14 protein-coding genes are annotated in these 13,822 nt (G+C 49.0%); all 14 read left to right on the top strand.

The genetic code is table 11. From position 1 onward, the window contains the following. Positions 1–27 precede the first annotated feature (27 nt). Positions 28–861 carry an ATP synthase F1 subunit gamma gene (gene atpG, locus M0Q40_01580; protein ID MCK9221311.1) on the top strand — a complete coding sequence of 278 codons (834 nt, stop codon included), beginning with the start codon at positions 28–30 and terminating at the stop codon, positions 859–861. 33 nt (positions 862–894) lie between these two features. Next, positions 895–2,289 (top strand): F0F1 ATP synthase subunit beta, encoded by a 1,395-nt coding sequence (gene atpD, locus M0Q40_01575; protein ID MCK9221310.1) that lies wholly within the window; start codon positions 895–897, stop codon positions 2,287–2,289. 13 nt (positions 2,290–2,302) lie between these two features. Next, positions 2,303–2,713, top strand: a complete 411-nt coding sequence (locus tag M0Q40_01570) for a F0F1 ATP synthase subunit epsilon (protein ID MCK9221309.1) — start codon at positions 2,303–2,305, stop codon at positions 2,711–2,713. 165 nt (positions 2,714–2,878) lie between these two features. Further along, positions 2,879–4,162, top strand: a complete 1,284-nt coding sequence (gene rsxC / locus M0Q40_01565) for an electron transport complex subunit RsxC (protein ID MCK9221308.1) — start codon at positions 2,879–2,881, stop codon at positions 4,160–4,162. Between the two features lie 50 nt (positions 4,163–4,212). Then, positions 4,213–5,121 (top strand): RnfABCDGE type electron transport complex subunit D, encoded by a 909-nt coding sequence (locus M0Q40_01560; GenBank protein ID MCK9221307.1) that lies wholly within the window; start codon positions 4,213–4,215, stop codon positions 5,119–5,121. Continuing rightward, positions 5,114–5,695, top strand: coding sequence for an RnfABCDGE type electron transport complex subunit G (locus tag M0Q40_01555; protein MCK9221306.1), 582 nt, complete (start codon positions 5,114–5,116; stop codon positions 5,693–5,695). The genes M0Q40_01560 and M0Q40_01555 overlap by 8 nt, the downstream gene beginning before the upstream one ends. A gap of 2 nt (positions 5,696–5,697) precedes the next feature. Then, positions 5,698–6,372, top strand: a complete 675-nt coding sequence (locus tag M0Q40_01550) for an electron transport complex subunit E (GenBank protein ID MCK9221305.1) — start codon at positions 5,698–5,700, stop codon at positions 6,370–6,372. Further along, entirely contained in the window at positions 6,326–6,907 is a 582-nt protein-coding gene (gene rsxA, locus M0Q40_01545) for an electron transport complex subunit RsxA (protein ID MCK9221304.1), read from the top strand. The genes M0Q40_01550 and rsxA overlap by 47 nt, the downstream gene beginning before the upstream one ends. A gap of 19 nt (positions 6,908–6,926) precedes the next feature. After that, a complete protein-coding gene (locus M0Q40_01540) occupies positions 6,927–7,757 on the top strand; it encodes an RnfABCDGE type electron transport complex subunit B (protein ID MCK9221303.1) in 831 nt (276 codons plus the stop codon). Positions 7,758–7,817: 60 nt separating this feature from the next. After that, a complete protein-coding gene (locus M0Q40_01535) occupies positions 7,818–8,834 on the top strand; it encodes a hypothetical protein (GenBank protein ID MCK9221302.1) in 1,017 nt (338 codons plus the stop codon). A 31-nt stretch (positions 8,835–8,865) separates the two neighbouring features. After that, complete coding sequence (fsa, locus tag M0Q40_01530) at positions 8,866–9,513, top strand: fructose-6-phosphate aldolase (GenBank protein ID MCK9221301.1); 648 nt, start codon at positions 8,866–8,868, stop codon at positions 9,511–9,513. Beyond that, positions 9,506–10,606, top strand: a complete 1,101-nt coding sequence (locus M0Q40_01525; protein MCK9221300.1) for a M24 family metallopeptidase — start codon at positions 9,506–9,508, stop codon at positions 10,604–10,606. The genes fsa and M0Q40_01525 overlap by 8 nt, the downstream gene beginning before the upstream one ends. A gap of 1,010 nt (positions 10,607–11,616) precedes the next feature. Then, the gene (gene larA / locus M0Q40_01520) at positions 11,617–12,888 is read left to right on the top strand and encodes a nickel-dependent lactate racemase (GenBank protein ID MCK9221299.1); all 1,272 of its coding nucleotides are present in this window, start codon (positions 11,617–11,619) and stop codon (positions 12,886–12,888) included. A gap of 60 nt (positions 12,889–12,948) precedes the next feature. Further along, positions 12,949–13,662 carry a DUF421 domain-containing protein gene (locus M0Q40_01515; GenBank protein ID MCK9221298.1) on the top strand — a complete coding sequence of 238 codons (714 nt, stop codon included), beginning with the start codon at positions 12,949–12,951 and terminating at the stop codon, positions 13,660–13,662. Positions 13,663–13,822 lie beyond the last annotated feature (160 nt).

The raw sequence follows: 13,822 nt of genomic DNA, 5'->3' as shown, positions 1-13,822 counted from the left end.
ATTTTCACTGACTGAGGGAGATAATCTATGGAAAGTACACGGGATTTACGGCGGCATATCAAATCCGTAAGTAGTACTCAGCAGATCACTAGGGCGATGAAACTGGTTGCAACGGCGAAGCTGCAAAAGGCTGATGCCCGGTTCAAAGGCTACCTTTCCTACTATAAAGGAATGGAGGAACTGCTTAATTTGGTAATCCAAGATGGTCGGTACTTGGATCTTGACCTATTTAAGCAGGGCCAAGGTAAGCCATGCTACCTTGTTATCTCTTCTGATTTGGGTCTGGCCGGTGGATATAATGCAAATCTGCTACGGCATGTTGTTGACACAGCAAAGCCCGATGCTTGCTTTATTATAATAGGACAGAAGGGCCGGGATTTTCTGCGGTTCCGTCGGAAGGAGATCCTTGCTCAATATGTGCAGATAGGTGATTTTCCCGATTACGAGCAAGCAAAGGATATGGGAAGGTTAGTTATCGAGTTTTTCAAAGAAGGGATCATTGGTTCCTTAACAGTGGTCTATATGCACTCGCGAACCTTACTCAGTCAAGAGATCAAGGTGCGGCCTCTGCTTCCAATAAGTCCGACCATTGATGGATCAGATCCTGATGGAGTGCTCTATGAACCATCTGCTGAGTTTATCTTGGAGCGTGTTATACCCGATTATGTTCAGTCCCAAATATATGGCGCGCTATTAGATGCTAGGGTGGCGGAGTTTGCCAGTCGCATGACCGCCATGGACGCGGCGACGGACAATGCCCAGGAGCTCATCGATGAACTAGAACTTTCGTTAAATCGAGCCAGGCAGCAGATGATTACTACTGAGCTGATCGAGATTGTCAGTGGTGCCGAAGCGCTGTAGCGATTAATATGCCCATAGGAAGGAGCAATATGTATGCACGAGGGTAGGGTATTAGCGGTAATAGGACCGGTAGTGGATGTGGAGTTTCCCGAAGGAAACCTACCATCTATTTATAACGCCCTTCATGTGATAGACGAGAAACGGGAAGACAAACGGCTGGTCGTTGAGACGATGCAGCATATCGGTGATAATGTGGTGCGCTGTGTGGCTATGGATTCCACCGATGGATTAGTCCGGGGGATGAAGGTTATTGACACAGGTAGTGCGATCAAAGTACCTGTGGGAACAGCCACCCTAGGTCGGATCTTCAACGTTTTAGGTGAGACAGTAGATGAAGGACCAAAGCTGGAGACTGACACCTATTGGCCAATTCATCGTAGTGCTCCACCACTAACAGAGCAAGAGACGGCTACGGAGATTCTAGAGACTGGCATTAAGGTTATCGACCTATTAGCCCCCTATGCCAAGGGGGGTAAGGTAGGCCTTTTTGGGGGTGCCGGTGTAGGTAAGACCGTATTAATTATGGAGCTAATTCGCAATATTGCCACTGAACATGGAGGCTTTTCCGTCTTTGCGGGAGTGGGTGAGCGCACACGGGAAGGTAATGAGCTGTGGTTAGAAATGCAGGAATCGGGGGTACTGGATAAGACCACATTGGTCTATGGTCAGATGAATGAGCCGCCCGGTGCGCGTATGCGGGTGGGCCTTTCCGCATTGACAATGGCAGAGTATTTCCGTGATCAAGAAGGCCGGAATGTGTTACTGTTCATTGATAATATATTCCGATTCATCCAGGCCGGGTCCGAAGTATCCGCGTTGCTTGGTAGAATGCCTTCGGCTGTAGGATACCAGCCAACTTTGGGCACTGATGTGGGTCAATTACAGGAACGAATTACCTCGACAAAGAAGGGCTCGGTGACATCAATTCAGGCTATCTACGTGCCCGCAGATGACTATACCGATCCGGCACCGGCAACAACCTTTGCCCACTTGGATGCAACCACCAATCTGCAGCGGAGCATTGCTGAACTTGGTATTTATCCGGCAGTGGATCCTTTGGCTTCTACTTCCCGCATCCTTGATCCCCGTGTTGTTGGTGAGGAGCACTATCGGGTGGCCCGGGGGGTACAGGAGATCCTCCAAAGATATCGGGAGCTGCAGGACATTATTGCGATTCTTGGTATGGATGAGCTTTCCGACGATGATAAACAGGTAGTAGGTCGAGCTCGGCGGATCCAGCAGTTCTTATCACAACCGCTGTTCGTCGCCGAGACCTATACTGGATATGAGGGACGTTATGTACCACGAGATGAGACCGTGCGTAGCTTCAAGGAGATTCTAGAAGGGAAACATGATCATTTGCCCGAGGAAGCCTTTCGCTATGTAGGCTCCATCGACGAGGCCGTGGAACGAGCCAAGTCCCTGTGAGCGGGGTGATATTTTGACCGGTAATAGACTAAAAGTGCGAGTGATGACTCCTGAACGAACCTTGTTTGATGGTGAGGCGGACATGATCATTGCTCGAACTGCTGATGGAGATGTGGGGATTCTCCCCGGACATGCGCCTTTGGTTACCGTACTTCGGCCAGGGGTGTTTCATATAAAGTTCCCAGAGTCGGAGAAAAGACTGGCCGTGCACAACGGTTATCTTAATGTTAGCCACAATGTGGTTACTGTATTGAGCGAGACCGCCGAGCGGGAAGATGAGATAGACGTGGAACGGGCCCGGCAGGCCCGCCGCCGTGCAGAGGAGCGCTTAAGGCGAATCCAGTTGGAGAAAATTGACGCCGCCCGCGCGCAAGTTGCTTTGGAAAGGGCAATCAGTCGTTTACAGGCCGCTGGGGTTGAGTGAGTATCTTGCGTGCAGGGGACAATCGTGATAGACTGATTATGTTCATGTAACGGTCCTCTAGCTAATAAAATAGTAGGGTGATTGTCGCTTCTTTTCTATAGATGCTAAAGCTCATATTGAGGGGTGAATCTGGTGGGAATTGGTAGCTTTCGGGGAGGCGTGCACATGGCAGATCGTAAGGAGCTGACCTATGATTGTGCCATCAGCAAGGTACCGACACCATCGCGCGTTGTGCTTCCCGTCAAGCAGCACATTGGGGCACCGGCCAGGGTCGTTGTTCAGAAAGGTGACGTAGTACAGAAAGGGCAACTCATTGCTGAATCCGGTGGAAGGATCTCCGCTAATGTCTGTGCAAGTGTTAGTGGCACGGTTGTCGATGTTTCTTTGCAACCTCATTGTTCAGGACGTGATGTGTTAGCAGTGGTTATTGAGACCGGAGAGGAGCAGGGGTGGAAGACGGACCTGCAACCTATGAGCTTAGCGGAAGCAAAGCCCGATGAGATCATCTCAATTATCGAAAAGGCCGGGATCGTAGGTATGGGTGGAGCAGGGTTTCCTACCCACATTAAGCTTATGCCACCCCGGGAAAAAAAGATTGACGCGTTAGTCATTAATGGTTGTGAGTGTGAACCGTATCTTACAGCGGATTACCGCCTAATGATTGAGTACCCCAAGGAGGTTATCTTCGGTGTGCGAGCCTTGGCCAAGGCCCTTGGGGTAAATCAGGTGTTCATTGGTATTGAAGACAACAAGCCTGCCGCCCTATCTGCACTACAAGAAGTTAACGATGGTTCGCTTCGGATTGTTCCACTAAAAACGAAGTACCCTCAGGGTGCTGAAAAACAACTGATTTTCAGTATACTAAAACGGGAAGTACCAACGGGATGTCTGCCCATGGATGTGGGTGTTGTGGTTAATAACGTTGGGACTGCCTATGCCGTATGGCAGGCCATTGCAAGGGGATGGCCTTTAGTTGAACGAGTGGTTACAGTAAGTGGAGAAGGCGTTGCAAGGCCCGGCAATTATTTGGTACCCTTAGGAATGTCCGTTGGTGACCTTATTGAGGCGTGTCTAGGTTTTGTGGGCCAACCAGGTAAAGTCATTCTTGGGGGACCGATGATGGGTGTCGCCATTACGGATCTTTCTGTGCCAGTCATTAAGGGTACATCGGGGATCGTGGTGCTAAGTAGGAAGCAGGCTCGCAAGGAAGCAGTGCAACCATGCATTAAGTGCGGTCGGTGCGTTGAGGTATGTCCCACATTTCTTTTGCCTAGTCTTATCGCCCGTTTTGCTGAACATGATGAGTTTGACTCGGCTGAGGAGTATGGGGCCATGAACTGCATCGAATGTGGTTCCTGTTCTTTCGTTTGTCCGGCAAAACGACCCTTGGTGCACTGGATCCAGATGGCCAAGGCCCAATTGAGTTTGAAGAGGCAAAAAGTAGGATAGTCTGGGAGGCGAATGCTTTGGCGAAAGAGGCAGAGCATCGGCTAGAATTGATGATGGGGGCCACTCCCCATATAAAATGTGAGGAATCAGTGGCAAAGATCATGTATACTGTGGCACTGGCGTTGGTGCCAGCCTTGGTTTGCGCCATCTATTATTTTGGTTTACGGGCATTATCCCTTACGGTCATAACCGTTGTATCCGCGATGTTTACCGAGGCAGTTATCCAGAAATTACGGGGTCTTGAGATTACAATCTGGGATGGTAGCGCCCTTGTTACCGGATTACTGTTGGCTTTTAATGTGCCGCCAACTCTTCCTTATTGGATGGCGGCGATGGGTGCTATTGTGGCTATATTCCTCGGCAAACAGGTCTTTGGTGGTCTTGGGCAGAATCCTTTTAACCCGGCCTTGGTGGGCAGACTGTTTCTGTCAGCGGCCTTTCCAGTGGCCATGACAACATGGACGCGGCCCTTCGACGGAATATCACAGGCCACGCCCTTGGCATTGATGAAAATGCAGGGTGTGGGAACCTCCTATCTTGATCTGATAGTCGGAAACGTCGGTGGTTGTCTTGGGGAGACATCTACCATTGCTCTCCTTGTTGGAGCAGCATTGTTGATCTATAAAAGATATATCGACTGGCGGATCCCTGCGGGTTATCTGGGTACTGTATTTATCCTTACCTGGATCCTGGGGCAGGATCCCATTTTCCACCTTTTGGCCGGCGGTTTGATCATAGGTGCCTTTTTTATGGCAACCGACCTTGTAACTACTCCAATTACGAAAAAGGGACGCTGGATTTATGGTATTGGGGCTGGTGTTTTACTAGTTTTGATCAGACTCTATGGCGCTTATCCCGGTGGGGTTAGCTTCTCGATCCTACTGATGAATGCCATCTCACCCCTTTTGAATCACTATACCCGACCACGCATTTTCGGGGAGGTGAAGCACCATGTCTAGTGGGGCAAAGATGATTCTTGCCTTGATTATTGTTTCCGTTGGTGCAGGGGTGGTGCTTGCGGTTGTATACAACTACGCTAACCCGAAGATCGAGGAACATGCGGCCTTAAGGTTAGCGGATTCCATAGGTGCGGTACTACCTGAGGCTTCTTCCTTCACCAAGTTGGAGTCAGCGGATGTGTCCTTTGACCCTAGTTCCTTTGCAGATGAAATATATCTAGGACACGATGGGCAAGGAGAATCGGTGGGACTGGCTTTTGTGGTGACTGGACCGGGGTTTCAAGGTGGTATTAAGGTTTTGATTGGGATGGAGCTGCCGGGCTGCACTATTGGTGGTGTACGAGTGTTGGAGCATGTGGAAACCCCTGGTTTGGGAGCCCGAATTGAGGAGGACTGGTTTACCGAGCAGTTCATCGGAAAGGAAGCAAGCGGCAAGTTGGATAAAGAGATTGATACTATTACCGGTGCTACCATTTCCAGTAAGGCTGTCACCAATATTGTCAACGATTATGTGTACAAAATTGCCCAGGAGCTGATACCACAACTGGGGGTTCTGGAAAGGGGATCAAGGTAATCATGTTTGCAGATCTTGTGCGGGGGCTATGGAAAGAGAATCCCACCTTTCGAATGATGATCGGGATGTGTCCTACGTTAGCGGTGACAACCACAGCCACTAATGGTCTTGCTATGGGCCTTTCTGTTGCATTCGTGTTGGTTTGTTCCAGCGCTATGATTTCCCTACTTAGGCGCCAGATTCCAAGTGAGGTCCGAATTCCCTGCTATATTGTTATCATTGCGACTTTTGTTACTGTGGCTGATCTATTCCTGGCCGCCTTTTTACCATCAATTCATCGAGTCTTGGGGCTGTTTGTGCCCTTAATTGTCGTTAACTGCATTATCTTAGGAAGGGCCGAGGCCTTTGCTTCGAAGATGCCCGTGTCTCGTTCCATCTTGGATGCTCTAGGAATGGGTCTAGGCTTTACCATGGCCCTTGTTATTTTAGGTTCCATTAGGGAACTTCTTGGATTTGGCACTTTGTTTGGGACCCGAATTATGTGGGAAGGGTTTACCGAATGGGTGATCATGATTCTACCGCCGGGGGCTTTCTTTACTTTAGGCCTTTTGGTTGGCCTAATTAACTGGTTGAGTACCAATTTGTCTAAGGGTTCTGCACTACGCTTACGGGCAGGAAGGAGGGCTAAGGATGGAACAGCTAGTGTTCATATTCATCGGGTCGGTTCTGGTCAATAACTTCGTTTTGGTTCAGTTCCTAGGGATTTGTCCCTTCCTAGGGGTATCCAAACAGGTTGATACCGCCTTGGGCATGGGGATGGCAACGACATTCGTCATGAGTGTGACCAGTGTGGTAACTTGGTTGCTAAACCGGTATATCTTAGTTCAGTTTGGCCTGCCCTTTTTGCAGTACGCCATGTTTATTCTAGTAATTGCTGCCCTAGTACAGTTTGTAGAGATGTTCTTGCATAAGGTAAGTCCGGCATTATATCGTTCCTTGGGCATTTTCCTACCCCTAATTACCACAAATTGTGCCATTTTGGGTCTGGCACTGCTGATTGCACTTAGGGAGTATACCTTGATCCAGTCTATTGTCTTTAGTCTAGGGGCCGGGTTAGGTTTTACTTTGGCGTTAGTGATTATGGCTGGAATTAGACAGGAATTGGCCTACAGCAATGTTCCCAAGTGCCTACAAGGTTCAGGGATCGCCTTGATTGTGGCTGGTCTTTTGTCCTTGGCCTTTATGGGTTTTTCCGGACTAGTGCCGGTTTGAGAAGGAGGGGGACCTTAGAGTGAACGATATATTGGTTTCTGCAGTGAGTATGGGGATTTTGGGTACTGTCTTCGGTTTTGGTCTTGTGTGGGCATCCCAGCGTTTTAAAGTGGAAAGCGATCCCCGTATTGATGAGATTGCCGATGCAGCCCCCGGTGCTAATTGCGGTTCCTGTGGTTTTGCCGGGTGTCGAGCCTATGCTGAGGCGGTGGTTGAAGGAAGGGCAGAGATTAACGCATGTCCTGTGGGTGGCAGTGCTTTTGTGGAGAAGATTGCTTCTTTGTTAGGAAAGGAAGCCACCGATATTGGTCCTCGTAAGGTGGCCCACGTTAAATGCGGTGGCTGCAATGACAAAGCTAAACAGCGAGGCGACTATGATGGAGCCCTAGACTGCCGGGCCGCGGTACTAAAATATGGGGGACCTAAGGAATGTCAGTACGGCTGTTTGGGCTTGGGAAGTTGTGTCAAGGTCTGTGCCTTTGATGCGATCCACCTAACTGAAGTAGGATTACCCGAAGTTGATGCTGACACATGTACAGCCTGTGGTAAGTGCATCCAAGCCTGTCCCCGTTCGCTGCTCGAACTTGTGCCAGTGACGTCGACTGTGCATGTGCAGTGTAAATCAACGGAGAAGGGCAAAGTAGTCCGAAGCGTCTGTGAGGTAGGTTGTATCGGCTGTGGGCTGTGCGTAAAGGCGTGTTCCTTTGAGGCGATTACTGTCACAGATAACCTAGCTAGTATTGATTACACCAAGTGTACCAATTGCGGACAATGTGCACTGAAGTGTCCCACCAAGGCGATTATTGTTCAAGATGCAAAGGGGCAACAAAGTGAAGAAATAGCAGGTTAGGCAATAGTGGGTGCTGCCTGATGATCACAGGCGGCTAAGATGTGGGAGGCGACAACATTGATGGGAAAAAAAACAGCACTCATAACCATAATTATTACTGTTCTTTGCATCGGAGGTATTAGCGGAGTCTATGCCAACAATGTGTTTCCTGGGGCCCGGGCCTTAGGCATGGGCGGTGCCTATGTGGCAGTTGTCGACGATAACGGGGCTGTTTACTGGAATCCTGCGGCTATCCGCAAGATTGGGTTTTTGTCAGTGAATCCTACTTTTACCTTACGTTCATCTTCAATGCAACTGCAGGATGTATGGGAAATGGTATTAAGCCAACAGATACCCGCTGAACTGGAACTACCAGCGTCCTTGGACCTGGCGGGACAGGTTGGATTTTCGGGCAGTGCCTTGGGTTTCAATGTGATTGTAGATGCCAATGCCAACTTTACCAAAGGGCAGTCCGAAGAACCAGTGGGTGAGGCAAAGGCTATTATAAGTGGTGCCCTTACCGGTGCCACCACTCCCTATCAGTTGCCGCCAAGTCTACTGGTGGTACATGCGGGCGGGAATCTAAGGGTGTTGTATGGACGGTATTACTCATTAAACCAAGCGGAATATAAGGAACGTAGCGCTGAAGGACGGGGCTATGCGGTGGATGCTGGTGTACTTGTAGAGGCCACTCCGGTGATTACCGCAGGTATCCGCGCGGTTGACCTGCTAGGAAGAATTCAGTGGACGGGTAATGAGACTGATTACGCGGATGAGACAACTGAAACAGAGTGGGTAGAGAAACTGCAACCTCGCTATCGTGGGGGTGTCGCAGTCAAACCGCCTCTAACTGGTCTTGTGATCGCTTGTGATATTGAGGATCCTGGAACACCGTCCCAAGCCCTCTATATGGGCGTGGAAAAACGTTTCTTAGGAGTAGCCAGTCTACGTGCGGGGATGATGTCCAAGGAAGACGGTAGGACTTATACCCTTGGAACTGGATTTTCCTTGGGAGTTGCCAAGGTTGATGCGGCTATTGCCAGCGAGAACTTCCAGGAGATCACTGCTGGTGGAGTAAGTGTTTCGCTGCAGTTCTAATACGCCAAACTACTTAAGGAGAGTGATGGGCGTGCAGTTTTTTATTGATACAGCTAATATTGATGAGATTAAAGAAGCTCATGGGTGGGGGGTCATCTCCGGTGTAACCACAAACCCTTCATTGGTGGCAAAAGAGGGCCGTAACTTCGAAGAGGTAATCCGGGAGATTGCCGGTATTGTCGATGGGCCGATTAGCGCCGAAGTAATTAGTCTTGTTGCCGATGAGATGGTGGCAGAGGCACAAAAGCTGGCCAAGTGGTCCAAAAACATTGTCATTAAGATTCCCATGACCGCTGATGGACTTACGGCTGTTCACCGTCTTTCAGATCAAGGGATTAAAACTAATGTTACCTTAGTGTTTTCTGCGAGCCAGGCTTTGCTAGCAGCCAGAGCCGGAGCCACATATGTTAGTCCCTTTATTGGACGGCTGGATGATATCTCCCATTTTGGCATGGAGCTTGTTCGAGATATCGTGGAGATTTATGATATCCACGGATTGCCCACCGAGGTGATCGCTGCCAGTATTCGTAGTCCCTTACATGTGGTTGAGGCGGCGAAGGCCGGGGCCCATGTGGCAACGGTACCGTTTAAGGTATTAAAGCAGATGGTTGCACATCCTCTTACCGATATCGGGATCAAGAAGTTCCTCGCTGATTGGGGGAGTGCTGGCATTGGATAACTCAGTTATTGCTGCCCGGAACATCCGTAGAGTACGGCAGCTACTAAAAGAGCGTAGTCTAGATGCTTTAGTGGTGAGCTTGCAGCATAATTTCTCATGGCTGACCGGTGGGGGAGACTGTCATGTGGGGCTAGCTACAAGGGATGGTGCCGCAAGGCTTGTGATTACTTTGGATGAAGCTTACCTTGTTGCGAATAATATTGAAACCCCCAGGTTACTTGCGGAAGAGATTGATTCTACCCTGTTCAAAAGTCGGGTCTTCAACTGGTACGAAGGGGACTTCTCTGATCTTGTTGAGGAACTGGTAGCGGGCAGGACAATCGGTAGTGATACATCAGTTCCTGGCACGGTACTATTGGAGTCTGAATTAGGTATTCTCAGATCAGTCCTCGGTCCGGAAGAACGAGAACGACTAAACACAGCAGGCCGCTTGGTGGGAGAGGCTTTGGGTCAGGTATGCAAAGAGCTCGTCCCCGGTGATACTGAATACGAACTAGCAGGGCAACTGGCCGGGGCGCTTTTTGCCAGGGAGCTAACGCCCACAGTATTGCTGGTGGCTGGCGATGAGCGGGTCAGTAGATTCAGACACCCAATTCCCACCAACAAGGAAGTGGAAAAGTATGCTATGGTGGCCTGTGTTGCTAGATACAAAGGTGTGCAGGCTGCAGCTACTCGTTTGATTCACTTTGGACCCTTAGACGATGAACTGAAACGAAAGCACCAGGCCATAGTCCAGGTGGATGCTACCCTCATTGGTGACAGTGTCCCCGGGAGAAGACTCAAAGACGTATTGTCTTCCGGTATTAAGATCTATGAGAAGATGGGGTTTGGCGAACAATGGAAGCTCCACCATCAGGGAGGAATCATTGGGTACTGGACCAGAGAGCTAATCGCGAAGCCAAACACAGACCTAAAGATCGAAGTAAATCAGGCCATGGCCTGGAATCCATCTATCGCCGGTACCAAATCCGAGGATACTATTCTTGTAACAAATGATGGCCCCCAGATCGTTACCACTACTTCCCAGTGGCCACTGATTGAAGTGCACACAGAAAACGGGACGTTCTTAAGACCGGACATTCTAATCCGTTAACGGAAGTTGCTGAATGGTCACTTAAATATGGGGCTAGAAAGAACATGGTGAGCAGTATCGGTAATCGTTAGTCATGTCCCGATTGGTCAACTAGTGCAATGCCAAACGAATAAGGCTTTTTGGAACATACAGCAGGAGCGGGATCTTCGTGAAACGAAAGCTTATTCTTTAGATCGTGCATTGAGGATAAAAGGTTTAGTGCGAAGAGCCAGACTAGCGTTACTGTCGACATTTACCTGAATATAGCGAGGATGTACGAAAGAAGCTTGATACGAGTGCTACAGAAATTATCGAGCATTGCCTGGTATATTTTCTAAATGAAGATAACCCGTAGCTCATTCTCCAAGATAGTGATCAGACTATAGTTCTCACGCAACTATTCGAGGAAAAGATGAGGACCGCGGGAAGTGAGACGGCGTTTGTTTTGACCGAGAGGGCTTTTGGTATGTTGGCGTATTGACAAGTCCATATCTAGATGACCATGTTGATCTGGAATCGATTATCCTTCAATATGCTGAGTAGCGGGAGAGACTACCTAGGTGAGTGCTTGGCCACTGTGGGCCGTGGAAAACTAGAGCAGATCAAGGGTTTCACCATTAGTCAGACGGCGCAGTATAGGTACTTGCTAATACATATACCGGAAGCGATTGCCTAGATTAAGCCCAATCTAACGCCGGACAAGCTTGATAACAATCAGCGACCAATCAACGTCAGTGATTCTGAAACCGTTTAGTGAGCAATACAGTCTTACGCGAACACCCGATGAGTTAGGATCCTATACGTTTAACTAGAAATTCAACGCCTCTTTCGAAGTTCTTATCCGATGGTAAGATACTCAATGATGCTAAGAAGCGAAATCGAGTCTTTTTCGATAAGCTCGGTGTTAGTTCGTAACCGAGAAGAGCCCATACTAAGAACGGAGTAACATTTGAACAAGAATCTCCTGAACCCTGTATTTGCTGGGCCACGCAGGCTATAGTTCAGGAGGATCCGTTTATAGGAGGTCCCAAATGAAAGTCAAACTTGCCTACGGACGGGCTGGCATGGAAGTTGAGCTGCCCTCGAAAAATGTGACGGTGATAGAACCAAACTTTGTAGTGGGCCAAAGGGACCCTCAAGGCGCTGTAAAACAGGCCTTAGAAAACCCTTTGGGATGTCAACCACTAAAGGAGTCGGTAACTTCCCAGGATCGGGTAGCGATTGTTTTTTCCGACATTACCCGTCCGGTTCCTAACAGTACGATTTTACCGGTGATCCTGAAGGAATTGGATCACGTGCCTAGGGAGAACATTGTTCTAATCAATGCCCTTGGTATGCACCGGGCCAATACCCGGGATGAACTAATTGGTATGTTAGGGCAAGATATTGTAGATAACTACCGGATCGTGCAATCTGTAGCAGACAAGCCCGAATCATATGCCTTTGCTGGAACACTGCCAAATGGGCATGAGGTTCACTTACATAAGGAATACCTCGAAGCATCTGTGCGGATTCTAACAGGTTTCATTGAACCCCACTTCTTTGCAGGATTCAGCGGTGGCCCCAAATCTGTAGCACCAGGAATAGCAAGTCGCGATGACATCATGTACATTCACAGTGCTCAGCTTATTGGGCACCCCAAGTCCACCTGGGGTATTTTAGAGGGCAATCCGGTCCATCAGGCGATCTCGCAGATAGCCCACCTGACTGAAGTGCACCTAGTAGTTAATGTGGCCGTAAACAAAAACAAGGAGATTACCAGGGTATGGGCTGGAAGGCTTAACGAGGTGCATGGTGCAGGGACTGAGTTTGTTAACAAGACCAGCATGTGTCCGGTTGCGGATTACTTTGATGTAGTTATTACCACCAATAGCGGATATCCCTTGGACCTTAACCTGTATCAAGCGGTTAAGGGCATGTCCGCGGCTGCTCGGGTAGTAAAGTCCGGCGGTGATATTGTCTGTGTGGCTGAATGTTGGGATGGTGTTCCGGAACATGGCAACTTCAAGAAAATCCTAGAGGCTACCAAATCAGCGCAGGATATACTGGATATGGTTTATGCTCCTGGATTTGCGATGACCGACCAATGGCAGGCCCAAATCCTCGCGTTGATTCTCCAGCGAGCGAAGATACACATGGTCAGCGGTTGTCTTTCGGATGAAGAGATTTCCTTGGCCCATCTGCAGCCTAGCGGCAGAGTAGAGGACGTGCTCCAAAGGATCCTACAGCGGGATCCTGAGGCAACCATCTGTGTTCTACCGGAGGGGCCTCAGACCATTCCCTATGTGAAGAGCAAGGAATAATGGACGCGGCTTCAACCAATACTATATTGGCCTTAGTACTGGTTGAAAGGGTTGGATGTGATGGGCGAGGTTGCCATTATGGTATTTCGTACTGTCCTTCTGTACTTTTCTGTACTTACAATCATCCGGGTGATGGGAAAAAGAGAGATCGGTCAGCTCTCCCCCTTTGATCTGGTCATTGCAATCATGATTGCCGAACTTGCGGTAATTCCGATGGAAAACGTCAATATTCCCATTTCCCATGGTCTGATCCCAATGGCGGTGTTACTCATTATGCAGGTGGGACTGGCCTTTCTTTGCCTAAAAAGTCCTATCATCAGAGACCTTCTCTCCGGTGTGCCGGCGATTATGGTCCGAAACGGACAGATCGTAGAAAGCGAGCTTAGAAAACAACGGTATTCCGTTGATGAGTTACTTCTGCAGCTTCGAGAGAAAGGCTACACTAATCCTGCGGATGTGGAGTTCGCCATTCTTGAAGCTTCAGGGACCCTAAGCGTGATCCCCAGGGCGAGCAAAAGACCGGTATCCCCTGAGGATCTAGGCATTCCTACAGGTTATGAGGGTATTGCCTATCCATTGATCGTGGACGGCCAAGTCATCCATAAGAACCTTAAGGAAATCAAATTAGATGAGTCCTGGCTAATCCAAGAGCTTCAAGGACATGGCGTTAGCAGCCCCCAAGATGTATTCTTTGCCCTTATTGATACCCAGGGTGAATTATACGTCCAAGCTTATGACGATGAACCCCCCGATAACAAGCCAATTAGTATTTAGCTTCTTGCTCATCTTCTTGTGAATGACCCTCCATGCTTTGCAAAATCATAGTTGCGGAAGTCTGCTAGAAAAGTGGTCTTGTCTGTTCGCCTACATTCACACAAAAAACCACGCAAAACGGGCAGGAATTTGTTTTTACGTGTGGAATATATGTTGTGTA

The sequence above is a fragment of the Limnochordia bacterium genome (assembly GCA_023230925.1).
Lineage (GTDB): Bacteria > Bacillota > Limnochordia > DUMW01 > DUMW01 > JALNWK01.
Note: the sequence above shows the minus strand (reverse complement) of the source record. Positions and strands in the feature narration are given on the sequence as shown.

Coding starts and splice junctions, on each gene's coding strand:
- rsxA (MCK9221304.1), top strand. CDS start 6,326: ATGGAACAGCTAGTGTTCATATTCATCGGGTCGGTTCTGGTCAATAAC.
- atpG (MCK9221311.1), top strand. CDS start 28: ATGGAAAGTACACGGGATTTACGGCGGCATATCAAATCCGTAAGTAGT.
- rsxC (MCK9221308.1), top strand. CDS start 2,879: ATGGCAGATCGTAAGGAGCTGACCTATGATTGTGCCATCAGCAAGGTA.
- M0Q40_01560 (MCK9221307.1), top strand. CDS start 4,213: ATGATGGGGGCCACTCCCCATATAAAATGTGAGGAATCAGTGGCAAAG.
- M0Q40_01535 (MCK9221302.1), top strand. CDS start 7,818: ATGGGAAAAAAAACAGCACTCATAACCATAATTATTACTGTTCTTTGC.
- M0Q40_01550 (MCK9221305.1), top strand. CDS start 5,698: ATGTTTGCAGATCTTGTGCGGGGGCTATGGAAAGAGAATCCCACCTTT.
- M0Q40_01515 (MCK9221298.1), top strand. CDS start 12,949: ATGGGCGAGGTTGCCATTATGGTATTTCGTACTGTCCTTCTGTACTTT.
- larA (MCK9221299.1), top strand. CDS start 11,617: ATGAAAGTCAAACTTGCCTACGGACGGGCTGGCATGGAAGTTGAGCTG.
- atpD (MCK9221310.1), top strand. CDS start 895: ATGCACGAGGGTAGGGTATTAGCGGTAATAGGACCGGTAGTGGATGTG.
- M0Q40_01555 (MCK9221306.1), top strand. CDS start 5,114: ATGTCTAGTGGGGCAAAGATGATTCTTGCCTTGATTATTGTTTCCGTT.